Source organism: Fodinibius sp. AD559, assembly GCF_052712805.1.
Map to the genome: position 1 here is coordinate 66226 of NZ_JBQPVW010000007.1, position 26950 is coordinate 93175.

At 42.2% G+C, this 26950-nt stretch carries 25 protein-coding genes; 10 read left to right on the forward strand and 15 right to left on the reverse strand.

Translation table 11 applies throughout. The annotated features are described in order from the left end of the window. Window positions 1-12 precede the first annotated feature (12 nt). The 5 genes from ACQ4LT_RS12660 to ACQ4LT_RS12680 form a co-directional block, all read right to left on the reverse strand. Entirely contained in the window at window positions 13-1407 is a 1395-nt protein-coding gene (locus ACQ4LT_RS12660) for a class II fumarate hydratase (protein WP_445666428.1), read from the reverse strand. 166 nt (window positions 1408-1573) lie between these two features. Continuing rightward, complete coding sequence (locus tag ACQ4LT_RS12665; RefSeq protein ID WP_445666429.1) at window positions 1574-2707, reverse strand: GNAT family N-acetyltransferase; 1134 nt, start codon at window positions 2705-2707, stop codon at window positions 1574-1576. Between the two features lie 3 nt (window positions 2708-2710). Continuing rightward, window positions 2711-3955: an aminotransferase class I/II-fold pyridoxal phosphate-dependent enzyme gene (locus ACQ4LT_RS12670; protein ID WP_445666430.1), complete on the reverse strand. Its 1245-nt coding sequence runs from the start codon at window positions 3953-3955 to the stop codon at window positions 2711-2713. 89 nt (window positions 3956-4044) lie between these two features. Next, a complete protein-coding gene (locus ACQ4LT_RS12675) occupies window positions 4045-5184 on the reverse strand; it encodes a glycosyltransferase family 4 protein (RefSeq protein WP_445666431.1) in 1140 nt (379 codons plus the stop codon). An 18-nt stretch (window positions 5185-5202) separates the two neighbouring features. Continuing rightward, a complete protein-coding gene (locus ACQ4LT_RS12680) occupies window positions 5203-6357 on the reverse strand; it encodes a glycosyltransferase family 4 protein (protein ID WP_445666432.1) in 1155 nt (384 codons plus the stop codon). 104 nt (window positions 6358-6461) lie between these two features. Between ACQ4LT_RS12680 and ACQ4LT_RS12685 the strand changes: the two genes are divergently transcribed. The 7 genes from ACQ4LT_RS12685 to rpsU all read left to right on the forward strand — a co-directional run bounded on the left by ACQ4LT_RS12685 (window position 6462) and on the right by rpsU (window position 12917). After that, complete coding sequence (locus ACQ4LT_RS12685) at window positions 6462-7436, forward strand: NAD-dependent epimerase/dehydratase family protein (RefSeq protein WP_445666433.1); 975 nt, start codon at window positions 6462-6464, stop codon at window positions 7434-7436. After that, window positions 7336-9000: an Ig domain-containing protein gene (locus ACQ4LT_RS12690; protein WP_445666434.1), complete on the forward strand. Its 1665-nt coding sequence runs from the start codon at window positions 7336-7338 to the stop codon at window positions 8998-9000. The genes ACQ4LT_RS12685 and ACQ4LT_RS12690 overlap by 101 nt, the downstream gene beginning before the upstream one ends. A 35-nt stretch (window positions 9001-9035) precedes the next feature. Further along, on the forward strand, window positions 9036-10130 hold the full coding sequence (mutY, locus tag ACQ4LT_RS12695; RefSeq protein WP_445666435.1) for an A/G-specific adenine glycosylase: 1095 nt from the start codon (window positions 9036-9038) through the stop codon (window positions 10128-10130). A 226-nt stretch (window positions 10131-10356) separates the two neighbouring features. Beyond that, window positions 10357-11199: a TIGR02757 family protein gene (locus ACQ4LT_RS12700; protein WP_445666436.1), complete on the forward strand. Its 843-nt coding sequence runs from the start codon at window positions 10357-10359 to the stop codon at window positions 11197-11199. 88 nt (window positions 11200-11287) lie between these two features. Continuing rightward, complete coding sequence (locus tag ACQ4LT_RS12705; RefSeq protein WP_445666437.1) at window positions 11288-12001, forward strand: hypothetical protein; 714 nt, start codon at window positions 11288-11290, stop codon at window positions 11999-12001. A 2-nt stretch (window positions 12002-12003) separates the two neighbouring features. Further along, the gene (locus ACQ4LT_RS12710; protein ID WP_445666438.1) at window positions 12004-12624 is read left to right on the forward strand and encodes a hypothetical protein; all 621 of its coding nucleotides are present in this window, start codon (window positions 12004-12006) and stop codon (window positions 12622-12624) included. Window positions 12625-12722: 98 nt separating this feature from the next. Then, a complete protein-coding gene (gene rpsU, locus ACQ4LT_RS12715; RefSeq protein WP_095607056.1) occupies window positions 12723-12917 on the forward strand; it encodes a 30S ribosomal protein S21 in 195 nt (64 codons plus the stop codon). Window positions 12918-12955: 38 nt separating this feature from the next. Here the strand turns inward: rpsU and radA are convergent, their stop codons facing one another. From radA to ACQ4LT_RS12730, 3 genes are all read right to left on the reverse strand, one after another. Beyond that, window positions 12956-14320 carry a DNA repair protein RadA gene (gene radA, locus ACQ4LT_RS12720; RefSeq protein ID WP_445666439.1) on the reverse strand — a complete coding sequence of 455 codons (1365 nt, stop codon included), beginning with the start codon at window positions 14318-14320 and terminating at the stop codon, window positions 12956-12958. 14 nt (window positions 14321-14334) lie between these two features. Beyond that, window positions 14335-15417: a lysylphosphatidylglycerol synthase transmembrane domain-containing protein gene (locus tag ACQ4LT_RS12725; protein ID WP_445666440.1), complete on the reverse strand. Its 1083-nt coding sequence runs from the start codon at window positions 15415-15417 to the stop codon at window positions 14335-14337. Window positions 15418-15570: 153 nt separating this feature from the next. Continuing rightward, on the reverse strand, window positions 15571-16647 hold the full coding sequence (locus ACQ4LT_RS12730) for a class I fructose-bisphosphate aldolase (RefSeq protein WP_445666441.1): 1077 nt from the start codon (window positions 16645-16647) through the stop codon (window positions 15571-15573). Between the two features lie 189 nt (window positions 16648-16836). Between ACQ4LT_RS12730 and dusB the strand changes: the two genes are divergently transcribed. Continuing rightward, complete coding sequence (dusB, locus tag ACQ4LT_RS12735; RefSeq protein ID WP_445666442.1) at window positions 16837-17832, forward strand: tRNA dihydrouridine synthase DusB; 996 nt, start codon at window positions 16837-16839, stop codon at window positions 17830-17832. A gap of 19 nt (window positions 17833-17851) precedes the next feature. On the opposite strand, the gene ACQ4LT_RS12740 is transcribed toward dusB, so the two are convergent. The 5 genes from ACQ4LT_RS12740 to serS all read right to left on the reverse strand — a co-directional run bounded on the left by ACQ4LT_RS12740 (window position 17852) and on the right by serS (window position 22630). Beyond that, the gene (locus ACQ4LT_RS12740) at window positions 17852-18565 is read right to left on the reverse strand and encodes a DUF72 domain-containing protein (RefSeq protein WP_445666443.1); all 714 of its coding nucleotides are present in this window, start codon (window positions 18563-18565) and stop codon (window positions 17852-17854) included. 17 nt (window positions 18566-18582) lie between these two features. After that, on the reverse strand, window positions 18583-19284 hold the full coding sequence (locus ACQ4LT_RS12745) for a hypothetical protein (RefSeq protein ID WP_445666444.1): 702 nt from the start codon (window positions 19282-19284) through the stop codon (window positions 18583-18585). A gap of 381 nt (window positions 19285-19665) precedes the next feature. Further along, complete coding sequence (locus tag ACQ4LT_RS12750) at window positions 19666-20526, reverse strand: mechanosensitive ion channel family protein (protein WP_445666445.1); 861 nt, start codon at window positions 20524-20526, stop codon at window positions 19666-19668. Window positions 20527-20551: 25 nt separating this feature from the next. Then, the gene (locus tag ACQ4LT_RS12755; protein WP_445666446.1) at window positions 20552-21322 is read right to left on the reverse strand and encodes a DUF432 domain-containing protein; all 771 of its coding nucleotides are present in this window, start codon (window positions 21320-21322) and stop codon (window positions 20552-20554) included. Between the two features lie 27 nt (window positions 21323-21349). Further along, a complete protein-coding gene (gene serS / locus ACQ4LT_RS12760) occupies window positions 21350-22630 on the reverse strand; it encodes a serine--tRNA ligase (RefSeq protein ID WP_445666447.1) in 1281 nt (426 codons plus the stop codon). 202 nt (window positions 22631-22832) lie between these two features. On the opposite strand from serS, the gene ACQ4LT_RS12765 reads away from it, so the two are divergent. Continuing rightward, window positions 22833-23309 carry an Lrp/AsnC family transcriptional regulator gene (locus tag ACQ4LT_RS12765; RefSeq protein ID WP_445666448.1) on the forward strand — a complete coding sequence of 159 codons (477 nt, stop codon included), beginning with the start codon at window positions 22833-22835 and terminating at the stop codon, window positions 23307-23309. Window positions 23310-23327: 18 nt separating this feature from the next. Next, window positions 23328-24830: a hypothetical protein gene (locus ACQ4LT_RS12770; protein WP_445666449.1), complete on the forward strand. Its 1503-nt coding sequence runs from the start codon at window positions 23328-23330 to the stop codon at window positions 24828-24830. Here the strand turns inward: ACQ4LT_RS12770 and rpoN are convergent. Beyond that, a complete protein-coding gene (rpoN, locus tag ACQ4LT_RS12775) occupies window positions 24823-26340 on the reverse strand; it encodes an RNA polymerase factor sigma-54 (protein ID WP_445666450.1) in 1518 nt (505 codons plus the stop codon). The genes ACQ4LT_RS12770 and rpoN overlap by 8 nt on opposite strands. Next, window positions 26337-26927, reverse strand: coding sequence for a DUF3109 family protein (locus ACQ4LT_RS12780; protein ID WP_445666451.1), 591 nt, complete (start codon window positions 26925-26927; stop codon window positions 26337-26339). The genes rpoN and ACQ4LT_RS12780 overlap by 4 nt, the downstream gene beginning before the upstream one ends. Between the last annotated feature and the right edge of the window lie 23 nt (window positions 26928-26950).

The following is a 26950-nucleotide window of genomic DNA, read 5'->3' on the forward strand; positions in this document are numbered from 1 at the left end:
TTTTTTTAAAGTCTACTCCATAAAACCACCTTTGGTCATTTTAATGGGATCTAATGCCTGATCCAATTCTTCATCACTTAAGTCCGTCATTTCACGTGCCACCTCCTTAACCGGACGACTTTCGGTAAACGCTTTTTTCGCAATTTTTGCTGCTTTGTCGTATCCGATCAGCGGATTCAAAGCAGTTACTAAAACAGGATTTCTTCCAACCATATCAGCAACTCGCTCTTTATTGACGCTCAATCGAGAAACAGAACGGTCGGCCAGGTTACGTACGGCGTTTCCTAAAATATTGATTGATTCTAATAGATTATGAGCAACAACTGGCAGCATAACGTTCAATTCAAAATTTCCTGATTGCCCGGCTACTGTGATGGCCGAATCGTTACCAATTACCTGAGCACATACCATCGTGATAGATTCCTCAATTACTGGATTGATTTTACCCGGCATGATTGATGAACCCGGCTGCAGTGCTTCAATATTGATTTCTCCAATTCCACTATTGGGACCAGAATTCATCCAACGAAGATCATTACCAATTTTCATTAATCCGGTAGCAATCGTTTTTAGCTGACTGCTTAATTCCACAGGTGTATCAACTGTTGCCTGCGCCTCAAAATGATTTTGCGCTTCACTCAAATCAGCATCAACTTCCTCGGATAACGCTTTTGCCATTTCTACACCAAACTTGGGATTGGTATTTAATCCCGTTCCCACGGCCGTTCCTCCTTGTGGGAGTTCTGTAACTCGCTCCAATGCTGATTCCAGGCGCTCAACGCCAAGCTCAAGCTGACGTGCATATCCGTCAAACTCCTGTTTAATCGTTACCGGCATGGCATCCATAAGGTGAGTACGGCCAGTTTTTACCACATCAGCAAATTCCTCGCCCTTTTCTTTAAATGCTTTTTGCAGATGCTCGAGAGCAGGTATCAAATTGTTCTCGACAGCTAATATCGCCGCAATACGAATTGAGGTAGGAATGACATCGTTAGAACTTTGTCCATAATTCACATGGTCATTGGGATGAATCTGGGTATCAACCTCATCTTCTTTAAGCTCATTGGCCCGTTTTGCAATAATTTCATTAGCGTTCATATTAGTTGATGTTCCAGATCCGGTCTGAAAAATATCGATGGGAAAATCTTCATCAAACCTACCTTCTGCAACTTCCGATGCCGCTTTTTGAATTGCCTCTGCAACGCCTTCTTCGAGTTCACCCAATTCCGCATTTACTTTCGCAGCATTTTTCTTAACTAATCCAAGCGCCTCAATAAATCCTCGGCTAAACCTAATGCCACTTACCGGAAAGTTATCAACAGCACGTTGGGTTTGTGCACCGTAATAAGCATCTTTCGGCACTTTTACTTCTCCCATTGAATCGGTTTCAATACGGTAATCACTCATAATACTCGATTTTTTAGTCAAAAATTCTTTTCAATTCCTGCAGGAAATTCACTCTGCACGGGTATTCAAAGGTAGGAAATTTTTCGGAGATTTCGGAGTCTTGAAAGGCCATAAAATATACTCCGATTTAACCCACCACTTTCAGAACTTCTAAAACAGAATGGTGCTACAAATCCTTGCAATACATACGATAGGTCTTTTCGATACTCGCGCCCAACTTTTCGGCAACCCGAATCATATTTTTGTTGGATTCCAAAACCCAACTCAATTCTGAGGAATTATAACCGACCTCCCTACCGTTAATTATAGCCTCTTTATGGAGTAACGCATCAATACCTTTACCCTGATATTCTGGAATAACGCCCATTAAGGCTGTGCGAATTTGATCAATATTTCGACGGTGCCAAAGTAACTTAAAAATTCCGGTTGGGAACAATGTACCGTCGGTATGCTTTAAGGCCTGATTCAAATCGGGAAGAGCAATTGAGAAGGCTACCGGCTCACCGTCAACTTCCGCGACATGAGCTACTTTAGGGTCCAGGATAAGTTTCAAATCCTTGGCCAGCTCTTCCAACTCTTCTTTTGAAAGCGGGATAAACCCCCAATTTTGTGACCAAGCCTGGTTAAATATATTTCTAACAATTTCTACTTCTTGATCAAGATTTTTAGTATCAATCTCGCGGATCTTGAGTTTAGGCAAGCGACGGCGAACAATCTCCTCAGCCCGATAAATCCGATCAAGTGTTACGCTGGCCTGCGTCACCCGAAAGGCATACATATCCATCTCCTTTTCGAGTCCGGCATTGATAATCAAATCATCATAATAAGGCTTATGATAGGGCATCATAAAGCTGGGCTCGTATTCAAACCCATCAACTAAAATGCCGATTTCATCCATCATACTTGGATTTGCTGGGCCCAAAATATCCGTGTGTCCACGCTGCTTTAACCAGTCGCCTGCAACTTTAAATAAAAGGTTGGCTACCGACTGATCATTGATACATTCAAAGAATCCAAAAAAACCGGTCTTATTATTGTGATGTTCGTTGTAGCGACGATCTTGTATAGCAGCTATCCTTCCACAGGGTTCGCCATTCTGTTCAGCTAAAAACAGGGCGATATCAGCATTATCATAAAACGGATTATTTTCCGTATCGATGAGCTTTTTCTGCTCCATTTTCAATGGAGGAATCCAGTTCTCATCTTCGGTATAATGCTGATAAGGAAAATCTATAAATTGCTTACGCTCTTTTTTGGTGGTAGCAAGCGTAATACCATTTATTCGCTGAGTAGTTTTCACAACTTAATCCATTTCGAGAAGTGAGTGACCGTTCTGATCAATAATACCTTGCTCAATACCCACTTTACGGAAGGCCTCGAGAATTCGATCCAAATGCTCATCAGTGTGCGTTGCCATATAACTGGTGCGAACCAGCGATTGACCGCGTGGTACCCCGGGAGGAACCACTGCATTCACATAAACACCAGCTTCGAAAAGACCTTTCCAAAACTTAAAGCAGTCCATCATTTCCCCAATTACCACAGGAATAATCGGAGTTTGGCTGCTCCATACATTAAAGCCCATATCACGAAGCGATTCCCGCATATAATTAGAAATTTCATCCAACCGCTCCAGACGCCACGTTTCTTCCTTTAAGATTTCAAGTGCTTTAAGAACCGTTGCAACATTAGCAGGTGGCATAGATGCACTAAAAATATGTGCGGGCGAATTGTGTCGAATATATTCGATCACTTCATGATCGCCAACCAGAAATCCGCCAAGCGAAGCAAATGATTTTGAAAATGTTCCGCTAATTAAATCAACGTCATCCATCAGATCAAACGTAGATGCGGAACCACGGCCGCCTTCACCGATCACCCCAATAGCATGGGCATCATCGAGATAAAGACGAGCATCATATTTTTTCTTCAATCGTACAAGCTCAGAAACATTTGCAATAGTTCCCGACATCGAGAACACACCGTCGCTGACTATAATTTTTCCGGCATTTTCATCTGCCCGTTCCATCAACATCTCCAGCTGCTCCATATCATTATGCTGGAAACGCATCGTCTTGGCATTGGACACAAGAGTTCCCGTAACAATGCAGGCATGATTATCTTTGTCAGAAAAAATTACATCTTTCCGGCCTGCAATAGTCTGAATTGCGCCCTCATTGGTTTGATATCCCGTGCTAAACAAAACACAGGAATCCTTGCGCATAAAATCCGCTAATTTCTCTTCAAGCTCGATGTGCAAATCAAGCGTACCATTCAAATATCGTGAACCCGTACAACCCGTTCCGTAAACTTTTAAAACTTCGGTAGCGGCCTCAATAACACGGGGATCATTTGTCAACCCCAGGTAGTTATTGGAACCGGCCATAATTACTTCGCGACCATCAATCTGAACCGTTGTACCGTCGGTAGCTTGGAGAGGCTTAAAGTAGGGATAAAGACCCTCCGCTTTTATTTCCTCAGCTTTGGTAAAATCGTAAGCCTTGGCAAAAATATCGTTTGGTTTTACATCTGATTTAGAATCAGCCATTCGTTCCATTTTTCGGCTTTTAAAAAAGTGCTTATCGTTGCAAATATACTTCCATATTAACCATCAATCAAATTATCAATAAGATAATATTAATTAAGGTACCCAGAGGTATATCTGTTGATTATAGTTTGAAAAAAGTCAATATACTGTTGTGCTACATGCTTCCAGCTAAATTGCTCTTGCACATAACTACGTGTTTGCCTCGAGAATTGTTCCAAATTATTAGAAAGAATACTCTTCACTGTTTCCGCAAATTGGTCGGCATCTCGGGTTGGCACGCGATAGCCATTTTCACCTTGGGTAATTACATCCTTAATACCTTCGAGATCAGCAGCTACAGCAGGAGTCCGTGCCATGTTAGCTTCGAGCAACACAATACCAAACCCTTCCATATCGCCTGCTACGGGAATATTTGGCATTACAAAAAGATCAGCTGCTGCATAAGCCTGGTTCAATACCTCATCAGGTTGTCGTCCCAACAGAAAAATTCGATCCTGGTACTCTGATTCATCAACAGCCTCTTCAATATTATCAAACTCAGGGCCATCTCCCACCGTTACATAAACGATGTTATCGTCTATCTTAGGCATTACTTTGCGTATAAACCACTCATGTCCCTTGCGTTTAACTTTTCGCCCAACCGTAAGAAGCATAAACTTATTTTCCAGAGGAATGCGAAAGTTCTGCTGCAGTCGATTTCGAGATTCTTTTTTATCCGGAAAATTGTTCAGCTTTTTAAAATCAAATCCGTTCGGCAGTGCTACCCCTTTTTCAGGATCCATTCCTCGTTTAATACATTCTTTGCGCGTTGCCCGCGAAACGGAAATTACGCCATCAAGATTTTTAAAAATCTTTGGCACAAACCACTGATAAATTTTAACCGGTAGGGTCACATCGCGACCGTGATTAATCGTAATCATCGGTACCGAAACTTTATCCCGAATAAAATAAGCCAGGCTTGCCGTAACCATAGATGAAAATACCACTACATCGGCATTGTGTTCACGCACTTTATGGGGCAATTCGAACAAGTTTCTAAACAGAAAGCCAGCCGTATGTAGAGCTATTTTACCATCTTCAGAAACATTAATCGCTTCTGTAATAACTTCCACATCATCTTTACGCCTCAGCTCGTTTATCAACTGTTGGCTTACCCGCTGCATGCCACCTACATTTTCAAGAATTTTTCCTTCCGGCGGATGTGTATGAGAGACGTATAAAATTCGCACGATTTAAAAAAGATTAGGCTAAAATTTAAGAGCGGGACGAGGTTCGTTGAGCGCTTCCCGATAATTTTCCAATAACTTATTGTTTACATTTTCCCAAGAATATGCCAACGCTTTTTGACGCGCTGCTTTGCTCATTTCATCCCAAAGTTCTTCATCATTTGCAATATTCGCCACACATTCTGCAAACCCTCGTGTGTCGCGGGGAGCAGCTAAAAATCCGTTTACCCCTGATTCAACCAATGAACGGCTCCCCGTAGCATCGGCAACAACGCACGGCAGTCCGCTCGACATCGCTTCAAGCGTTACATTTCCAAAAGTTTCCGTTTCGGATGGAAATAGAAATATATCACTGCTGGCATAGGCGCGACTCAACTCATCACCGGTAATAAATCCGGTAAAGTGTGCTTCGGGCAACATGTGTTCGAGCTCCTTCTTGGCCGGACCGTCGCCTACGATCATCGCTCTAATATTAGAATGATCTTGCTGTAGGCGCTTCACCGTATCAACAAAAGTCTGAAGGTTCTTCTCCCAAACCAATCGCGATACAAAGGTTACAATCTTATCGTCATCGTCAAATCCAACCGATCGGCGCCATTCCATATCCCTAAAATCGGGATTAAACTGATCAGTATTTACACCGCGTGCCCAAATTCGGATCCCCTCATCGATACCTTCCTCGTTAAGTTCATTAGCCATTGAAGGAGATGGCACATAAATATGCTTGCACTGACTGTAAAACCATCCGATATACTTCCAGCCCAGCATTTCCAGCATATCCAAATTATAATACTTCAAATAACTGGTGAAATGGGTATGATACGAGGCTACAAGCTGTATATTGTTAGCCTGAGCCCAGCGCATGGCACGAAATCCCAATACATCAGGCGTGGCAAGATGAATGAGCGTAGGTTCAAATTTTCGAAGTCGCCGCTGAGCTTTTTCGGGAAATCCAACGGTAATACGATATTCTGATCGTCCCGGAACCGGAACTGAGGGAACGGGCACAAATTCTCCTTCATGATCAATGGCCGGCTCATCAACGGTGGGACCAAATACAATTACCGGGATACCTTTCTCTTCCAAAAACCCAACCAGCCTATTCAGAGTCAATGAAACACCATCCTGAATATGGTTGTAATTCCCGGTAAAAATGGCAACTCTAAGTTCTTTCATAAATTTTCCAATACATCTTTGATATTTGTATCTTAATAACTGTTTTAAACTTGAGATGTTTTAACAATCACAGTTTAATTTAGGCCCCAAATATACAAAATTTGATGAAAGCCTTCGTAACCGGCGGCACAGGTTTTATTGGAAGTCATCTGGCCGACACGTTAATCAATTCTGACGACTATTCTGAGGTACGATGCCTCATTCGCAACAATGAAAAATGGCTTAAGGACAAGGATTTTACCCGAGTGCACGGTGATCTGGATGACCTACCTGTGCTAAAAAAAGCAGTTAAAGATGTAGATGTAATCTTCCACATTGCCGGCCGTGTAAAAGCCCCCACATATGAGGAGCTTAAATATGCCAATGTGGATGCAACCGAAAACCTTCTTCGTATTGCCCAAAAAGAAGGCGTTCCCAAAATAGTGGTGCTCTCATCATTGGCTGCGGCCGGTCCCAGCGAAGACGGGCCCGTTACCGAGGACAAGCCCATGAATCCCATCAGTAACTATGGGAAATCAAAAAAAGAAATGGAGGAAGTTATCCACGAGGTCTCAAATGGAAATACCTCTATTACTATATTGCGTCCGCCCGCAGTATATGGACCGCGCGAAGATCAAATTTACAGCTTCTTTAAGATGGTCAATAAACGAATATGCCCTATTATTGGCGACGGTGAGCATCCCAAAATTTCAATGATTTATGTGGGCGATGTCATTAATGGGATTTTAAAAGCAGTGGATCAATCCGCCACAGGGGTACACACGTATTTCATATCCGGGCCGGAAGTTTACACCTGGAATCAAATTCGTGGAACTACCTCCAAGATATTAGGTAAAAAAGCGTTACCCATTTACCTAAAACCCAAACTTGTAAAGACCATCGCAGGTACGGTTGAAAAAGCTGCATCATTTTTTGGGATGTATCCCGTTCTTAACAAGGAAAAAGCAAAGGAATTAATATTAGAATGGACGTGCTCCCATGAAAAAGCACACCGTGAACTCGGCTATACCCCGCAATACTCGCTGGGAGAAGGGATTTCGCGTACCATTCACTGGTATCAAAAACATCACTGGCTATAAATTTATGAAGAACAAACTACTCACTTTTTTTGTCGGCTTACTGTTTTGCATTGCAACAAATGTACAGGCACAACCGACCCTGCAAAAAGATTTTTCTTATGTATTAGAAATACCATCCACTTTAACGATAGGCAGTTCAGCTGCACATGTTTACGTTCTATCTGACACCGAAGGCATGGCTGTATTTCGTACCCAGCAGGATACCCTGCAGTGGCTCTACTCATCCACCGGAATGGAACAGCGAGGTAATATGATGACGGCCGATATTCGGTTTGCTTACCTTTGGGGAGACAGCCGGCGACTCACAGTTTTGGAACCCACTTCGGTATTGGGCGTCTACTCCTCTACCCTGTTACCCGCCAATCCACAGGATGCTAAACGCATCGACAATAATCTATATGTGGCTCTCGGTAATAAAGGGCTCGGAAAGCTTTCGCTTCGTACACCTGCTGCAGTTGATTCCACAATGGATTATGTAGAGCGTTCTCGCTTAAGTCGAGAAAATATTGTTGATATCGAAGCTTCTAACGATCAGCTTTTTGCTCTTGCATCCAGTCAAAAACTCTATCACTTTGACTATGAGGATGGACAATTAGCGCTGGCAAAAGAGCTGGAGCTCTCCGGGAATATCAGTAAAATATTTTTAATTGATAATACTGTTTACGGATCGGATCCTAATGGCAACATATACGAGATTGACAGCTCTGGAAACACATCAAAACTCGGCAGTATTAACGAGCCCATAGTTAAGATGGAGTCTTGGAAAAACTGGCTCATTATTCAGGGCAATTCAAACAGAGTTTGGACCTCATATCAAAATAGAAGCCCCGACCTGTGGAAAGAAGACAAAGACGCCGGGAATTATTTCACAGTGACAAACGATGACCTGTGGGTTTCGGAATACAATAAGCTTAGCCGAATAATAACGTCGGTGCCCGGCGGTTCTGACGATGATGTAAGCACGGAATTAAGCGAAGTGTACTCCGGTGAATTTTCTTTGAAAGATATTTCTAACCAGGTAGTTCCACATACAAAACCACTGTTATTTCCAATCCAATTTGAGCAGGATGTTCCTGCAAACGCGGTTCAGATCTCTTATCAGTCTGATGATATTACACACGCCGAAATACGAGGACAGAGCTTTTACTGGCAACCCACAGCCGACGATGTTGGGAACCATCGCGTTAAAATTATCGCCTCAACAAACAGTGGCAAAACGGACAGTACCAGTGTTAATGTTGAAGTCACATCATTTAATTCACCACCACGATTTGCGCCTATACGATCGATAAGTATTCCAATCAATGAAAAATTTTCATTACCCATTAAAGCAACCGATCCGGACGGAAGCGATAGCGAGCTGATTCGGTACTTAGGCGTAGACTTACCCGAGGGTGCTTCAATTGACGAGAAAACGGGCAAATTCACGTGGTCACCTACTCCGCGCCAAATAGGTGAAAATGAATTTCGGGTAATTGCAACTGATCAATACGGTGCGGCAAAATCGATTGACATCACCATTAATGTTGTTGAGAATCCCCGCAGTGAAGAAGCCGACAACTAACGCAGATCATTTTAACTTTTAGGAAGTAGCAAACATTGGATAAGGGTACATTTCAAAACCTCTTGTTGGATTGGTACGATCAAAACAAGCGTGAGATGCCTTGGCGCGACTGTGGTAACCCCTATAAAATATGGGTCTCTGAGATTATGCTGCAGCAGACTCGCGTGGACCAGGCCACCCCTTATTTCAATCGTTTTATGGAGCGCTTTCCCACAGTGCAAGATTTAGCCAAGGCCGACCAACAAGAAGTGCTGAAAGTGTGGGAGGGACTCGGATATTACAGTCGCGCTCGTCATCTGCATGCTGCGGCAAAACTCGTTGTTGACGAATTTGACGGCAAAGTTCCTGACAACTGGGATGACATCAACGAGCTCAAAGGCGTGGGGCCCTACACCGCATCGGCCGTGCTTAGTATCGCTTATCAAAAAAAGCATGCTGTTGTGGATGGAAATGTTATTCGCGTGCTTAGTCGGTATTTAGGAATTGAGGATAATGTTAGAAGTACATCTACAAAAAATACTATACAGGATGCTGCGGATGATCTAATTTCCGAGGAACGACCCGGGGATTTTAATCAGGCCGTAATGGAATTGGGCGCAACGATTTGCACCCCTTCCAATCCCAGTTGTGAAGAGTGTCCCATACAATCCAATTGTATAGCTTACAAAACTGCGAAAACTGAAGAAATTCCTTATAAATCATCTGCTAAAAAACGACCGCATCACCAGATTGGTGTTGGCATTGTGATGAATAAAGATGAAGAGGTGCTTATCGCACTACGTCCTGATGACGCGATGCTGGGCGGCATGTGGGAGTTTCCCGGCGGAAAACAGGAAAAAAACGAGGAAATGGAGCAAACCGTTAAACGCGAACTTAAAGAAGAGCTGGATATTGATGTTTCCATTTCAAAACCGTTTATGAAGCTTGACCATGCGTATTCTCATTTTAAAATCACACTACATGCTTATTTATGTGAGTTAGTGGATGGAACACCCAAACCAAAATCGAGCCAGGAAATCCGCTGGATTGCTATTAATGAACTTGAAGACTTTCCATTTCCTAAAGCCAATCGCAAGCTTACCGAAAAGCTGATGGATTTGGATAAAGGCCAACAGGAATTAGAAATATAATCAATACGTCATGCTGAACCCCGATATACCGGACCAAACTTATTTCAGCATCTATAGTTTATCAACTTCTATATTTTCAGATTTTCAATCTCCCTGAATCCCTCTTTTCAAAGAGGGACTTTTCGCTAATTTTTGGATTCAATATAGATTTAAAACAATTGGGTTCCTCCTTGGCGAAGGAGGACAGGAGGATTGGTAATAAGAACCTTTAATTCAAACTATAGCAATGCCACCAGAGCTTCAAAAACGATCAAGCAAAGAAATTAAAGAGCTAAAATCTTTCTTGGATAAATGGGTCGAAAAAATTGAACAGCCCGATTATATCGATGATGATCCCATCCTGTTTATGCATGCTTTTAATCAAAAAGAGGACCAGCTATTAGCCGGATTTTTTGCTGCTACCATGGCGTGGGGACGTCGTGATGTGGTTATTCGAAAAGTGCGTGATTTCCTGGATCGCATGGATAATCGTCCGGCCGATTTTATTGCCAATTTCTCTGATCGCGATGCCAAACGTTTCGAGGGATTCAAACACCGAACCTTCAAGCCTGTTGACATGAAATGGCTCGTAAAAATTTTGCAATCCATCCTATCAGAGTACAGCTCTTTTGAGGATTTCTGGTCGTTTTGCTATAACAATGCTTCCGAAAACAAACGACCATTGATGTCCGTTTTCCACGAGCAGTTCTTTGCCCGGCATCCCGAAGCCCCACAACGCACGCGCAAGCACGTGTCCAATGCCGATAAAAAGAGCTCCTGCAAGCGACTTTATCTCTTCCTTCGATGGGCGTTGCGTAATAATAGCCCCGTTGATTTAGGCTTAATGGATTTTATGCCGCAATCAAAACTTATGATTCCGCTGGATGTACACGTTGCACGTCAGGCCCGTGCGATTGGCCTCCTTTCCCGAACTTATAATGACTGGTGGGCAGTGCAAGAACTTACCGAAGCGCTTCGACTTTTAGATCCTCAAGATCCTGCCAAATATGATTATGCGCTTTTTGGGCTGGGCGTTAATCAAGATGAAATTCCTAAAGAGTTCATCAAAAATCCGGTAATGCTGGATTAAACTTTTGTCCCCTAAATTTATTAATATTCTTATTAAGACTATTAATCATTAACGGGCGCTACTTGTTACATTCCAAAATATTATCAATATGAGACTTGCAAAAATCACTATTACGACCCTCCTATTTTTTGTTCTGTTAACCACCGCAAATATTACACAAGCCCAAACTACCTACGAAGATGATCCGGGCTTTTTTACTCCGATGGTAGAATCCTTGTATCTGCGGGGCGGTATTTTTGAAGATACGCAACTTATTGGTCCGGCCATTGGATATCGGTTCAACAACCGATATGATTTGAGCCTGCATGCCGAATTATTAAACACTGAATCAAATATTTTGATAGATGCGTCCACAATACAACTTTCTATTCTTAACCTTGGCCTCACGGCGGGACAAACCAATCACTGGGATAACAACCTTCTACTCCGAACTGAACTGTCTGCTTATCACAGCTTTAATTTAAATCTTGAAAATTATCAGGGATTTGCTGATCCATCTTTGACTTCCATACTTGGTGTATCATCCATTTATAAGTCACTCTCCATTTCTGAGAATATTACATTTATGCCAAATATCGGTGCATTAGTAGGATTGGGCGACTATGATCCCCCGGTTTCGTCCGGGAACTTACGGCAGGGATTTGACGGCTTTGTTGCCGGCCCGCAACTGGGGCTGGATACAAAATTCAGTCTTGGAAACTCTTTTTCAATCACGGCAGAGCCACAATATTGCCTCCGATACAATTTTACGAACGAATATTCAACGGGTACACTCACTTTCAACCTGTTGTTTAACTTTTAGGCATGAAACAGTTCTGCATTATATCCCTATATATGCTTTCAGCCTGGGCAACATCAGCCTCGGCTCAGGATGACAAAGTGCCAAATCTTTGGGCGGAAATTCATGCAAATGCCATTCCCTCTTTTCAAGTCAACAGTATCAAACATACAGGCACGCAATCCCAAGGCATTATTCTTTCCATTTCAGATTTTGAACAATCTCGTTTTGGCATAAATTTTCAGCTCTTCCGAGGATTCAATTCTGCCGTAGATTTCTTATATGGTGCCGGAATCTTTTACGCCGTTATTAACAATGATTCCTTTAGGCTTAAAAGTGGTATTAACATAAGTCGATTTGCAGTTAATGATTACAGAAGAGAAGGTGATGTTGTGGGTGGAAAAATTGAGGATCAATTCCCGGATACTTTTAAACCCTATCTTGAAGTTGAATGGCCTTTAGCGAAATCCATCTCTCTTACTCTGCAAAGTGGGTATCGATTGATGCGAAGTGATATCACCACAATAGAAGAAATTTTAGAACGGTATCCTGATGGTAGCCCTTATAGAGTTCATGCCACAGATAATCAACAATGGTACAGTTCAGGCTTTGAATTTGGATTCGGAATTAAGTTCAAGCTTTATTAGAAATGATACTCAAATTTTCTTTGTTCTAAGTATGTACATTTACAAAAGAATCCTTATATTTCGCGTCCGAGAATTGAAAGCAAAACAATTTACAATTTATGGTTGGAGTTAAAGTAAAAGATAACGAGAGCATTGATCGAGCCGTTAACCGGTTCAAAAAACTGGTTGCACGTTCACGAATTCTGAACGAATACAAAGAAAACCAGCAATACACTAAGCCTTCGAAAGAACGTCGTGAGGCTTTAAAGAAAAGTATTCGCGAACAGCGCAGACGAGAGCGCAACCAGTACTAAAAAATATTTTACGATCTTAAAAAGCTCTTTAGTTTATACTAAAGGGCTTTTTTTATCGCTGATGAAATATTGGTAACCCCACTGGTTTTTAAATCATTACCACTCTCTACGTTATTCGATTTGGGAATAATTGCATGGCCAAACCCCAATTTATTGATCTCTGTAAGGCGGTGATCAATTTTATTTACCGTACGCACTTCTCCTCCCAGTCCCACTTCACCTAAAAATGCAACTTTATTGGAAATCGGCTTATCCAAGAAACTGGATACCAGTGCCATGGTCACTCCTAAATCAGCGGCCGGATCATTCACTTTCAGTCCTCCCGCTATATTGAGATACACATCCTGCCCTGAAAACTGATAACCACCCCGCTTTTCTAATACCGCAAGCAATAGCGACAAGCGACGATGATCAAAGCCTGTAGCCGTACGCTGAGGCGTTCCATAGTTGCTGGGCGTTACCAGTGCCTGTACCTCAACCAAGAGCGGACGAGAACCCTCAATCGAGCAGATTACCGCATTGCCACTCACCTTGCTGTTATACTCTGAAAGAAACAGCTGGGATGGATTTAACACATCTTCCAGACCCGATTCCTTCATCTCAAAAACGCCCACTTCCTGCGCCGGGCCAAACCGGTTTTTAATACTGCGCAACATCCGGTAGTTATAATTGCTGTCACCTTCGAACTGAAGCACGGTATCAACCATGTGCTCCAGCACGCGCGGACCGGCAATAGTTCCCTCCTTCGTTACATGACCAATCACCAGCGTGGTGATATCCTGCTTTTTAGCCAGCTGCTGCAACAGCGCAGCACACTCCTTGACCTGCTGTATACTGCCTGCCATACTCGTCAGCTCGGTACGATAAACTGTCTGAATGGAATCAACAACTAATAGGTCGGGATCCAGTTTTTGTGCTTCTTTAAGAACTTTATTGATATCGGTTTCAGTATAGATATAGAAATTATCTGAACTGACGCCCAACCGCTTTGCGCGCTGTTTTATTTGTCCCGCCGACTCTTCTCCTGCACAGTAGAGTATCTCTAAATCGGGTCGTGCTTTTCCAATCTGTAGCGTAAGCGTGCTTTTCCCAATACCGGGATCACCACCAATCAGCACAAAGGATCCGGAGACAAATCCACCGCCCAGCACACGATCAAACTCTTGGATATTACTCAAAAACCGTTCTTGGGAATCCATATCAATATCGTCGAGCTTTTGCGGCGGCTGGGAATCTTCAATTCCATCAACTTTGCCTTTATGGTCTTTTTCAGACTTTGTCTTTCGCTCCACCGTAAATTCCTTAAACGTATGCCACGCGCCGCAGTTGGGACAGTTCCCCAACCACTTGGTCGAAGTGTGTCCACAGTCCCCGCAAACATATTGTATCCGATCTTTAGGCATAAGTAATACTTTTTTTAGGATGGTAAATCGCTTTCAATCTTTTCTTTGGCAGCCTCATCACTCAGCGTATCTACCATGGAACGGTTGATATACCAAGTGGTAGCCATCATTCCCAATCCGATACTGATATAATAACTGATAACCCGCCACGCAAAAACGGCTAATCCAATAAAAGCCTTACGATCCATAAGCGGACCCTGGAAAATGGCGAACAGCCCTTCCACACCGCCACTGCCTCCGGGAGTCGGCATAATGAGGAAAGCAAGATTCATTGCCAAGCTGCGCAGAACCGATAAGATAACATCAGCAGGTAGTAAACTCAGCACTACAATAGTCGGCAGGGCAATCCTGCACAACCACGACATAGTGGAGAGAAAAAATGCTTTGAGCAGAAAGCTTTTTGGTTTCTTGCGGAGTTCGTGGGCATACTCAACAAGGTTATCAACTTCACCGGCAACGGTATCTTTCCAACGACGTAAAAATGGAAGCTTTAATAACCAGTGTACAACCTTGCGAATTGCATTGGGATTTTTGAGCACGCCGTAGGCCATCAAACCGGCATAACTTAATAAACCAACGTATAGCAACATCATCGATGCATGACCAACAAATCCGGTATTGTTGGGGACTACTTCGAAGAAAATTCCCGAAATCAATAGAATCGGCACGGCCATAGCGAACCAAAGCTGATCAAGGAGTAGGCTATAAAGCATAATGGCCGTAGATTGTCCAAAATTGAACCCCTCTTTTGTCATTGCATAAGTGGCCATGGGCGCTCCACCTACAATCGACGGTGTAATCGAGGACGTAAAATCCCAGCTCAGCATTACTCTGAACGAACCCATCCAGTCAAGCGCTTTTTCCGATAGATACCTGATCTTTGCAGCTGAAAAGCCCAATCGCATGAAAGAGACAACAATTGCAATAATAAGTCCGGGCAGCCTCTTTGCCTTAAGATGGGTTAACACTCCGGGCGTATAAGTGAGCCAAATGACAAATGCCATGGTTGCTACACTAAGCCCAATAGAAATAAAGAGATATTTTTTAGAAAAATACCGGTTTGGATCCTCTTGTATGTGCTCTTCTTTATTAGACAATAAAAAGTAGTTCTACAGTAAAATTAAGTTCTATATTTTGCTGTGGATATGGTACAAATCAACGAAAAATAAGCGAGTACTCCACGACTGTTTTCATTTCATAAAAAAGGCCTTATGGAAAGCTCCATAAGGCCCGTAAAATAGGCAGAGTTATTATGCTACCGTAATATTGTCATCAAGATAAACATCCTGGATAAAGTTCAGCAGTTGAATACCTTCTTCCATAGGACGTTGAAATGCCTTACGACCACTAATCAGCCCCATACCGCCGGCACGCTTGTTGATCACAGCTGTACGTACGGCCTGGGCAAAATCATTTTCACCAGAAGAACCACCCGAGTTAATCAGTCCTGCGCGGCCCATATAGTCATTAGCCACCTGGTAACGCGTTAAATCAATAGGATGATCGCTGGAAAGCTTATCGTAAATATCTTCATCCAACTTACCATACGAAGAATCGCCCATATTCAGCGCCTTGTATCCTCCATTGGTCGTTGGTTGTTTCTGTTTGATGATATCCGCCTGAATGGTAACACCTAAATGATTGGCCTGACCGGTAAGATCAGCAGCGGCATGATAATCTTCACCATCTACTTTAAAGGCTGAGTTTCGGGTATAACACCACAGAATGGTAGCCATTCCCAACTCATGTGCCCGTTCAAAGGCTTTGGCTACTTCCTGAATTTGTCTACTCGATTCCTGAGATCCGAAATAAATAGTCGCCCCGACTGCAACAGCTCCCATATCAAAAGCGCGTTCAACCGATCCAAACATAATCTGGTTGTATTCATTGGGATACGTCATCAGCTCGTTATGATTAATCTTAACGATAAAGGGAATCTTGTGAGCATATTTACGTGCAACAGAACCTAACACGCCAAACGTGGATGCTACTCCGTTGCATCCGCCTTCAATAGCAAGTTTCACAATTTTCTCTGGATCAAAATAATCGGGATTAGGCGCAAATGAAGCTCCACCCGAGTGCTCAACACCTTGATCAACAGGCAAAATAGACAGGTACCCTGTTCCACCCAAACGCCCATTATCCAACAGCGTTTGCAGGCTTCGCATTACACGCGGATTGCGATCTGATCCACCCAACATATCATCAACATAGGTTGGGCTTGGCAAATGTAATTTTTCTTTTGGAATGGTCTCGCACTTATGTGTTAACAGATCTTCTGCTTCCTCACCAAGTAACTCTTCAATACTTTTTTTTGCTAAAGCCATAGCGTAGCTCCCAGGTTTAACTAAAATTATTTTGTTTTAAAAGGTAATTAATATAAGTGATTCAATATGAAATGACTAGTTAACATTGTAAGCAATATGTTTCAAAACCTTGAAATCCTATCTATCGATGTTCATCAAAAAAATCAATATCTTTATCAGTTATTACAAGGAATTAAATAAACATTTCTTATGAATATAGGCGACATTGATCTCGGCAATAAACCCATTCTACTTGCTCCGATGGAGGATGTAACGGACTCCCCTTTCCGTACCATCTGTCGTCGCAAAGGAGCTTCTGTTGTTTATACTGAATTTATCAGCTCGGAAGCTATTGTGCGCGACAACGACCAGGCACTGCACAAGATGGATTTTACCGAAGAACAACGTCCATTTGGGGTGCAGATTTTTGGTGGCCGTGAGGAAGCAATGGAAGATGCCGCCCGAACAGCCGAAGAGGAGAATCCCGATATCATTGACATCAATTTTGGATGTCCGGTTTATAAAATTGCCAAAAAGGGAGCCGGTGCAGGATGCCTGCGCGACCTTGATATGATGGAGCGCATGGCGGCCAGTGTTGTTGATGCTGTTGATGACGTTCCCGTAACTGCCAAGACCCGCCTCGGCTGGGATGATCAGACTATAAAAATTCGCGAAGTAGCACTCCGTCTGCAGTCTGTTGGTATTAAAGCCCTTGCTATACATGCACGCACTCGCAGCCAAAAATATAAAGGCGATGCCCGCTGGGATTATTTAAAATATGTTAAAAAAACGCCCGGACTCGAGATTCCCATTATCGGTAATGGCGATGTTACTTCGCCTGAAGAAGCCAAGCGTATGTTCGATGAAACCGGCGTTGACGGCGTTATGATTGGCCGCGGCGCTATCGGTAATCCATGGATTTTTGAACGGACACGCCACTATATAGATAATAGCGAACTACTGCCCGAACCTACGATCGAGGATCGCATTAATTTGTGTGCAGAACAGCTGCGGCGATCGATTGATCATCACGGAGAACGGTACGGTGTTATCATCATGAAAAAGCACTACGGTCAATATCTGAAGGGTATCCGTAATAGCCGTCAATTGCGCGCCGAAATCATGAAAGAATCTGAGATGGAGCCTATTATTGACTTACTCATGAACTTTAAAGAGCAGGAGATGTTAGCAGCGGTGGCTTCGTAGCATATATCCAAACTGGGGATTAACTAAGCATTTCACGCAACATTTGTGCACTTTCAACTGCATTTCCTCCCGGATTATTAAAATAGACCTGAGCATCCCGGCCTTCATCCAATTGTTTCTGCACAATTTCTGCCCAGGGCTCTAAATCCGATTTTTTGTAATTATACCTGTATCCCGTTAGTCCGTGAAACCTGATATAGATAAAGTCTGCTGTAGGAGTACAATCATTCGGGAATTTGCCTGAGCTCTGCCAGACAATGGCTGCATTTATATCTGAAAGTAAATTATACACCTCCTCATCCAACCATGAAGTATGCCTGAATTCAAAAGCAAATTTCTGATCATCGGGGAGTTTTCCCAAAAACGATTCCAACCGCTCAACATTCTTTTTAAAGTTCGGCGGAAATTGCCAAAAAATTGTCTTAAGAGACTCTCCCAATCTCCGTACACGACTTAGATATTTATTTAAAGGTTCATCAATATCTTTCATCTTGTTGTAGTGAGTAATACGACGATGACCTTTTACAGAAAATTGAAAATTATCGTCAGCCGTTTTTTTCCAATTGTTTACCGCATTTTCAGTAGGGATATTGTAATATGTTGCATTAACCTCCACAGAATTAAATTGCCTGATATAATATTCAAGATAATCCTTTTGGGAAACATCCTCTGGGTAAAAATTGCTCCACCCTTTATATGACCACCCACTTGTTCCAATCCATAAATCAGACATAATTAGTTCGAATAATTTTAGGAGTCTATTTGAAAGTGTAGTCCAATGGAAAAGAATAGCGACTCATAATCAAAAGCAACCTCATCCTGCAGCAATGTAGCAACTCCCAACTGCGATTCAATTTTAACATTTTTCCAACCTAGCCTCGCAAATGCAGCTGGCTCAAAAAAGGTTCCGGACTCCGCTTCTCCCAAACTCATGCTGGATGTTTCAAACTCAGAAAAAGTTATCTGAGCCAATCGTAATGCCACCCCTGTTTCAAAGGCCGAAGTTTCCAATCCGATATTGGTCTGGGCAAACGCTTTGTGATAACTACCTTCCGCCCGTACCTCATTGGGGCCAAAAACGTCATACTGATCAACCGCTTCTGCTCTTCCCAAACCAAAACCACCAAGGGCTTCAAATCGTCCAATATTTCCAATGGGATGAAAATAAATCGCCCCAAACTCCCCATATCGATGCTTGTGATAATCCTGATCAGTATCACCGGTTTCCTCATCTGTTTTAAATGATGTAGATCCGAATATTCCGACATGATCAAACATCGCATAAGCCAATTGTATATCCCCTCCGTTTGTACCAGCGTGGGCAGCACCGTGAAATTCTCCCTGTTTTTCCATCAGATTAGTTTGACGGGCATTAGGCACATAAACCGGTGCACAAGAAGAAAGAGCTACACTGATGAGTAATAGTAGAATAGAAATATTTAAATCCCGCATAAATCCCCCGTTTTATATTTTATGGTAGACTATTGTAAAAATACTATCAGCCGGGGAAAATGCAACTGCTGTAAATCAAATTACTAATGGTGGAAAATGAATCAAATTGAGTTTCTTTTCGTAGGAAAATTTATAACAATACTAATAAATCCTGCAAAAAATGGTTGCCCGAATTCTACGTCTGCTCGCCACTGGCCTTAATGCCTATACCTTCTATTCAAATCCAACCCGATTTTTCTCTATTATTCTTTGCGTAATTGCCATACCCTACCTCACTTATATCCTGTGGGGCAGCTTGCTTATTATGATACTGGCAATACTGGGAACCTATTTTTCATATAAAGCAATCCAAAGCTCCTTACAAAATAGATCAACCTATTACTAATCGGTGTCCTGCTCCAGGGTTTCACTATTTTTTACGAGCTCAATAGACAATGGTTTGGATTCCGATCCTGTATAAAAAGAGACGTGTGGAAATGGAATTTCTATCCCCTTTTCGTCAAACTGTTTTTTGATCTCTTCCTGTATTGAATTTTTCACCAATAACCACTCGTCAACCGGCGCCCAAATTCTGAAATCCAAATCAATGGATGAACTACCAAACGCATTGAAAATAATTTGTGGCTCTGGATCACTGAGCGAATACTGATTTTTTTGGGCTACATCCAACAAAATTTCTCGCACTTTTTCGATATCCTCTTTATAAGCTACCGAGACTTTTGCATCAAATCGACGTATTGGGAATCGGGTCAGGTTAGTGACTTCAGTTTTTATAATCGTTTCGTTGGGAATGCGAACGAACTTATTATCAAAAGTGCGCAGCTTAACCGACAAAACATCAATTGACATTACAATCCCGATTGTACCACCTACATTAATAATGTCATCTACCTTAAACGGTTGTTCTGCAATTAAAAATAAACCACTGATAATATTAGACACGCTTGTTTGTGAGGCAAAACCAAGCGCTACCCCCACAATACCCGCACCTGCAAGCAGTGGAGCCAGGCTTATGCCCAACTGTCCGAGTACAGTGATTATCATCAAAATAATACCGGAGTAAAAAACAACCTTGCCGGCCAGCATACCGTAGTGTGGAGCATATTTCTTGGTAAAAAAGCGACGAGCCCATCCCCGAAATATTAGCAGTACGGGAATACTTATGATAAAAATCAGCAGCACCCTTACCATCTGGCGTACTATTTCTTCCGACAAATAATTATAAATATTAAATAAATCCATTGGCATAAAATGATTTAGCGATCAATCAGAGGTCTATCTTTAAAAAGCGTTTAAATGTTCGAGTAGCTAAACTCTTTTGTACCTGTCTCCTCGGCTTGGTAAGTAGCTGTTTTGTGGTGATTCCATCGGGAAGTTTTCCCGTCATAATAACTTCGCTGTTTAACTCTTCCCCTTGGAAAATAATCTGCGTTTCATCAGCCCAAAGCTCATCATCATGCAGATACATACTTAACCGCTCTACCCGGAAACAAAAATTTGAAAAGGTAAGCTCCTCATCAGATTTGTTATCAATTTTGATTGGACAACTTACGAAATAGGGCTTTTTATCAACATGGGATAAATCTCTGCGTGCCTTCGTGGTAGCATGATAACAAAGCTCTCCCTCGATAAAAGTACCGAACCAAGTTCGCGACAGCTTTATCGCAGGCAATTCCATCAGCTGATAATTATTATTAGCCAGCGATATGCGAACCCAAATAGGTATGCGGGTAAATATTTGTATCCTTGTTTCGGGACTTACTTTTAGGTTATACTCCGAATGCAGCACAAGCGGTCTATCGGGATAAGCCGGTGTAACCGTAATATCAGCAGAACTATTTTTATGTGCCCAGCGAGACCATTCCACATTTTGAGGGGGCTGGTCGGAGCCAGCCTTTTGTTCAAACTCATCATTATACGCATGGGCAATCCACACCTCTTCATTTCTATATTTTATCCACAGATGCAGATCCCCAACAGTAATATACTCTACCTGATTCTCTGTAAGCGATCGATCTCCCCAAATTTCATGCTTCATATAACTCTACTATTAATATTAAATAGTTTACATTTCCGGTATTATAACATCAGTACCCATAAACGGTTGCAACACTTCAGGAATTTCGACACTGCCATCTTTTTGCTGATAGATCTCCAGAATAGCTGCCACAACGCGAGGTAATGCCAACCCGGATCCATTAAGCGTATGTACTATTTCGGTGTCCCCATTTTCTTTACGGCGACGGATCATCATGCGACGTGCCTGAAAGCTCCCAAAATTAGAGCAGGAGCTTACCTCCAACCACTGTTGCTGACCCGGGCTCCAAACCTCAAGATCGTACTTTTTGGATTGGGTAAAGCCCATATCTCCGGTACACATTAGCAAAGTACGATATGGAATATTTAACTCTTCCAACAGTGATTCGGCATGTTTACGCAGACTTTCCAACTCATCATAAGCCGTTTCGGGATGTACAATTTTTACCAGCTCAACCTTGTCAAACTGGTGCAGGCGATTTAATCCCCGCACATCTTTTCCGTACGAGCCTGCCTCACGTCGCCAACAAGGCGTATAAGAAGTATAATAGAGTGGAAGCTTCTCATCTTCTAAAATTTCATCGCGATGAAAATTCGTTACCGGGACCTCGGCTGTTGGGATCATAAAAAACTCATCCCTCGGAATTTCATACATCATATCTTCCTTGTCGGGAATTTGTCCCGTACCCCGCGCCGAATCTTCATTCACAAAATAAGGTACCTGCAATTCAGTATAACCAGCCTCGGCAGCTTTATTTAAAAAATAGTTGATCAGCGCGCGCTGCAACCGAGCCAACGGGCCCACATAAAAGGGAAAACCGGCTCCCGTTACTTTGGCGCCGCGATCAAAATCGATCCAACCCTGCTCCTCGAACAGCTCCCAATGGGGCTTGCGCCAGTTTTCTTCATTGGGATCTCCCCACGTTTTAAAAACCTCATTATCATCCTCCGTTTGTCCCACCGGTACGGACTCATGCGGCACATTAGGTATTTTGAGCAACAGATCTTCCCGAGCTGTTTTCAGTGACCGCAGCTTATCCTCTTTCTCCTGAATCTGCTCCTTTAGCTCGGTGGTGTAAGAAATAATTTCCTGGGCTTCCTCTTTTTTTCCCTGCCCCATTAGTTCACCAATTTTCTTGGCTTTAGTATTACTCTCATTTCGCAGGTTATCTGTCTCCTCTACCAACGAACGCCACTGTTCATCAATACTGATAACCTCATCAACAATCTGGAGATTTTCTTCCCCCTTGTTCTTCATCGCTTGCTTAATTAAATCGGGATTATTCCTAATAAAAGTGACGTCTAACATTGAGTAATTTATTTGAAATTTTGTTGATAGTTTAGCTAAAGATAAGAGAGTTTAACGAAAGGTTTGAACCCAAAATATTTGTGAAGACTTCTTTCTACAATTCCCAAAAAATTTTCCGAGAATCTACTTTATAAGCTTGACCTCCTAATTAATTTAGGCTATTTTCAAAAAAAAATAGAAAATTAAGGACATATTACAGGTTATGGCTCAAGGATTAGACGAAATTGATCTTAAAATATTAAACCATCTCCAAAAAGATGGTCGGTCGCAGCGCAATAAACTGGCTGAAATTGTTCACCTGTCAGTTCCTTCTGTGTCAGAAAGGATGCGAAAGTTGGAAGAAAAAGAGTTGATAAAGGGGTATACAGCACTTCTGGATTCCAAAAAGTTCAAGTTTGACATTACAGCTTTTGTATTTGTGGAAGTAGACGGTTCGGATAATTACCCTATCTTTATTGAAAATGCGGTGGCAGAACCGGAAATTCTGGAATGTCATTCTATAACCGGAGACGGATCACATATTCTTAAAATTCGAACCGAAAACACATCATCATTCGAACAATTGCTCTCGAAAATTCAATCCTGGGATGGGGTTAGCAAAAGCCGATCAAATGTTGTTCTCAGTAGTTTTAAAGAAACTACTGAACTGCCTGTTGAAAAAACGATCGATCCTAAATAAATCTTTTTCTACCATACATTGACAAACTCTCGACTGCGTTATTTTCTTATTACGCTTTTACTTCTTGGGGTTTCGCAAACCGAATTATGCGGACAATCAAAACTGGGAGTAGTTTGGGATATTCCCAGTAATACAGACTCAGCCAATGTGCAGCTTCAACAGTTTCACGAACTTGGCATTTCGATTCTGGAAATTGACACCTCTCCCCCACCGCAAATATGGAATCGGATCGACAGTTTAGGATTTAACGTATATGGTAATTTGAATATAAACTTTCCCATTACCCATACTTTTGCCCGCCCTGATTCCAATCTCATTACCCATATAGAAGACAACGTCACAAGCTATCTATCACAATCCTCAGTAAAGGCGATAGGCCTATTTAATTACGGCAGTGTATACAACCCCGCCTTTTGGAAAAGGGTTGCATCATTTGCTAAAGATATAAAGCAGGCAAAAGAAATGGACTTATACCACAAAAGCAGGGAGGGGCTACCAACTGATAGTTCTGTGGTTTCATTTGCGATAATTAATGTACCTATAACGTCTAAAAATTTTAATTCTCTATCTCTTTCCTCTACAAAAACTAACAATCATCTCTATTATGCCCCTTCGAATGAACTGAAACCCTTTTTAAGACCATTCAAAAGTTTTGTCAAAGCAGTTAATCAATCTAAAAACAATACTATTTTTGTAGACTCGGGATGGCTTCTTATGATGATCGAAGAACATCCACAATTTACAGAAATTCTACTAAGCCTTTCTTCAGAATCAGAACTGATTTTTCCTCTTCCAAACGAAACTATTCCTACGCCCGACAATACGGCTCTACCCATGATCCTACTTCTATTAATTTGGGGAAGCGTAGCGCTACACTATAACACGAGCCCGTTATATCGTAAATCACTATTCCGATATTTTACAGCTCATAAGTTTTTTGTTGATGATATTTTTAAGCGCCTAATCCGCTCCCCAATGCCTGCTGCCATTATTATTTTCCAAAATGCACTATTGTTATCAATATCCACGTATGCAGTGTTCTCAATAACACTGTCTCCAATGGGGCAACAGGCCTTTTACCATCATTTTCCAGAGCTTTCAATAGCTGGTAAAAGTCCCCTCTCAATTTTTGTATGGACTTTCTTTCTGGTCTTAATGTTTTCTCTTCTAAGTATAATATGGCTCTATTTCAGTCATAAGAGAATAAAATCATTCACACAGATAGCAACCGTTTTCGCATGGCCGCTACAGCTAAATTTTCTCTTTTGTACCGGGGCAATAACTTTTTTTTCAGCATCAGGATCGGAAAGTGCAACGTTCTTTACAACCCTTGCACTGCTGTTATTCCTGCTAAGCCACACTTTTACAGCGCTGGATATCAGTCGATTTGCAAGATCTACAGCCAAGCACCTGTTTAAAACAATTATTCCCTACACCATATTAATTGCAGGACTTTTGATATGGTTTTTTACCCATGATCAGTGGATGGACGTCTTAATCTTGACGCTAAATCTTACATAATCTGTTTTCGAAGACGGGCAACAGGAATATTCAGCTTCTTGCGATATTTACTGACTGTACGACGTGCTACTTTGTAACCTTGCTCTTTCAGTTTTTCAACGATCGCCTGATCGCTAAGCGGCTTCTGTTTATCCTCATTATCAACAATCTCTTGTACGGCATTTTTTACCTCTGTACTTGACACCTCTTCACCGTCTTCAGTCTCAATACCTTCACTGAAAAAATACTTCAACTCAAAAACACCAAAGTGTGTCTGCACATACTTCCCGTTGACTACCCGAGATATAGTCGAAATATCCAGATTTACACGTTCGGCAATGTCTTTCAGGATCATCGGCTTTAACCCCTCACCGTGCTTGAAGAAATCCTCCTGTAAGGCAACAATCGTTTTCATTGTATTCATCAATGTATTTTGCCGCTGACGAATGGAATCGATGAACCACTGAGCCGACTCTATCTTATTTTTTATAAAGTTTTTTGTCTCCTTTGTCTGCTTGTTGGACTTTTTCTTCTTTTTAAGATCATCCCACATTTCTTTATAACGTGGGGAAATACGCAACGGAGGCACATTTCCGTTATTAAGCGTAATTACAAAATCACCTTCCTCTTCTCCCTCTATATCTCCCTTTTCTGCCGGCTGATAGTAAACCTCAAAATCAGGCTCGATATAATTAGAAGTATCATCTACCGCAGTTCCTACCGCCCCCGGCTTGGGATCCAATCCCGTTACACAATCAAAAGCCGTTTGCAGTTCTTCATCATCGATATCCAGCTTCTTTTTAAGCTTCTTAAAATGTTTTTTCTCAAAAAGGTCCCAATGATCGCGCAGCATTTTTATAGCATCATCGCGTCCCTCTTCATCATCCATTAATTTAAGCTGCACAAGCAGACAATCACGCAGGTCACGAGAAGCAATGCCCGGTGGATCTAATCGCTGAATTTCTTTCCTTACCTTCTCGACTTCCTCCTTGTTGGTTAACGTCCCGTGATTAAACGCAATATTATCGACGACGGCCTCAATCTCACGACGAAAATACCCATCCTGATCCAGCGAACCCAGAATCTGGTCTGCTATGAGTTTCTGCTCTTCATTAAAATCCAGCAGGCTAACCTGCCGTTCAAGTTCTTCTAACAACGATTCGTGGTAAGGATTTGGTAAGTCGCGCCAGCTCTCATCACCACCGCCTCCGGAATAGCTCGACCCTCCGCTATAATTTTCCCCGTCATACTCGGTATTTTGCATATACTCATCCCAGTCGATCTCCTCATTCTGATCAACGGGCTCCAGCTCTTCCTCTTTCTGCTCTTCCCATTCCGTCTGCTCCAACTCATCAAAAGAATCTTCAGGCTCTCCCTCCTCCAACACCGGATTCTCCTCCAGCTCATCTTTGATACGCTGCTCCAACGCCACTGTGGGTAGCTGCAGTAACTTTATATACTGTATCTGCTGAGGTGACAGCCGCTGCTGTTGCGACTGCTTTTGATTCATTTGCTGGCCGGTTTTAATCATAGTATAGCGGCCTTACTATTTTCGATTCTCATTTCTTTACATTTTTCTTCAAACTCATCATACCAATCTTTGCCATAACGACGAACAAGCGGTTCTTTTAAAAATTCAGATAAATAAATATCCTCTTTTTCACCTTTTTTACAAGCCGCCGAGCATAATTTATTGATGTATTCAAAATTAGCATATTCTGTTTCGCCCACTTTTTTCAGCCGGATGGGATATAAGTGACAACTTATCGGTTTTTCCCATTCTATGCGACCTTCCAGAAAGGCCTTTTGAATAGCACAATAGGCTACATCATCCTCGTAGGTAACGAAAATGCATTCTTCATTATCGCAACACGAAAGCTCTAACCCATGCTTCGATTGTTGTACAATGCCCTGTCTTTCTACCGTTTTACGAGCTTCGGGATGTAATTCTTCCTTCAAAAGTTCAAAAGCTTGTTTTAAATGAGAAAGCTCATCATCCCCAACAGGAGCACCTGCATCACCAACTACACAGCACGCCCCTTTGCACTTCGCCAAATCGCACGCAAAACGCGCCGTGGCAATATCGTCAGATAATATGGTGTCTTGAACTCGAAACATTTAAAATAAAATACCTTTTCTGA

What these genes read in the sequence shown, in the direction of transcription:
- ACQ4LT_RS12660 (WP_445666428.1), bottom strand. Translation starts at nt 1,407, where the DNA reads ATGAGTGATTACCGTATTGAAACCGATTCAATGGGAGAAGTAAAAGTG.
- ACQ4LT_RS12670 (WP_445666430.1), bottom strand. Translation starts at nt 3,955, where the DNA reads ATGGCTGATTCTAAATCAGATGTAAAACCAAACGATATTTTTGCCAAG.
- ACQ4LT_RS12680 (WP_445666432.1), bottom strand. Translation starts at nt 6,357, where the DNA reads ATGAAAGAACTTAGAGTTGCCATTTTTACCGGGAATTACAACCATATT.
- ACQ4LT_RS12685 (WP_445666433.1), top strand. Translation starts at nt 6,462, where the DNA reads ATGAAAGCCTTCGTAACCGGCGGCACAGGTTTTATTGGAAGTCATCTG.
- ACQ4LT_RS12690 (WP_445666434.1), top strand. Translation starts at nt 7,336, where the DNA reads ATGAAAAAGCACACCGTGAACTCGGCTATACCCCGCAATACTCGCTGG.
- ACQ4LT_RS12700 (WP_445666436.1), top strand. Translation starts at nt 10,357, where the DNA reads ATGCCACCAGAGCTTCAAAAACGATCAAGCAAAGAAATTAAAGAGCTA.
- ACQ4LT_RS12705 (WP_445666437.1), top strand. Translation starts at nt 11,288, where the DNA reads ATGAGACTTGCAAAAATCACTATTACGACCCTCCTATTTTTTGTTCTG.
- ACQ4LT_RS12710 (WP_445666438.1), top strand. Translation starts at nt 12,004, where the DNA reads ATGAAACAGTTCTGCATTATATCCCTATATATGCTTTCAGCCTGGGCA.
- rpsU (WP_095607056.1), top strand. Translation starts at nt 12,723, where the DNA reads ATGGTTGGAGTTAAAGTAAAAGATAACGAGAGCATTGATCGAGCCGTT.
- radA (WP_445666439.1), bottom strand. Translation starts at nt 14,320, where the DNA reads ATGCCTAAAGATCGGATACAATATGTTTGCGGGGACTGTGGACACACT.
- ACQ4LT_RS12730 (WP_445666441.1), bottom strand. Translation starts at nt 16,647, where the DNA reads ATGGCTTTAGCAAAAAAAAGTATTGAAGAGTTACTTGGTGAGGAAGCA.
- dusB (WP_445666442.1), top strand. Translation starts at nt 16,837, where the DNA reads ATGAATATAGGCGACATTGATCTCGGCAATAAACCCATTCTACTTGCT.
- ACQ4LT_RS12740 (WP_445666443.1), bottom strand. Translation starts at nt 18,565, where the DNA reads ATGTCTGATTTATGGATTGGAACAAGTGGGTGGTCATATAAAGGGTGG.
- ACQ4LT_RS12745 (WP_445666444.1), bottom strand. Translation starts at nt 19,284, where the DNA reads ATGCGGGATTTAAATATTTCTATTCTACTATTACTCATCAGTGTAGCT.
- ACQ4LT_RS12750 (WP_445666445.1), bottom strand. Translation starts at nt 20,526, where the DNA reads ATGGATTTATTTAATATTTATAATTATTTGTCGGAAGAAATAGTACGC.
- ACQ4LT_RS12755 (WP_445666446.1), bottom strand. Translation starts at nt 21,322, where the DNA reads ATGAAGCATGAAATTTGGGGAGATCGATCGCTTACAGAGAATCAGGTA.
- serS (WP_445666447.1), bottom strand. Translation starts at nt 22,630, where the DNA reads ATGTTAGACGTCACTTTTATTAGGAATAATCCCGATTTAATTAAGCAA.
- ACQ4LT_RS12765 (WP_445666448.1), top strand. Translation starts at nt 22,833, where the DNA reads ATGGCTCAAGGATTAGACGAAATTGATCTTAAAATATTAAACCATCTC.
- rpoN (WP_445666450.1), bottom strand. Translation starts at nt 26,340, where the DNA reads ATGATTAAAACCGGCCAGCAAATGAATCAAAAGCAGTCGCAACAGCAG.
- ACQ4LT_RS12780 (WP_445666451.1), bottom strand. Translation starts at nt 26,927, where the DNA reads ATGTTTCGAGTTCAAGACACCATATTATCTGACGATATTGCCACGGCG.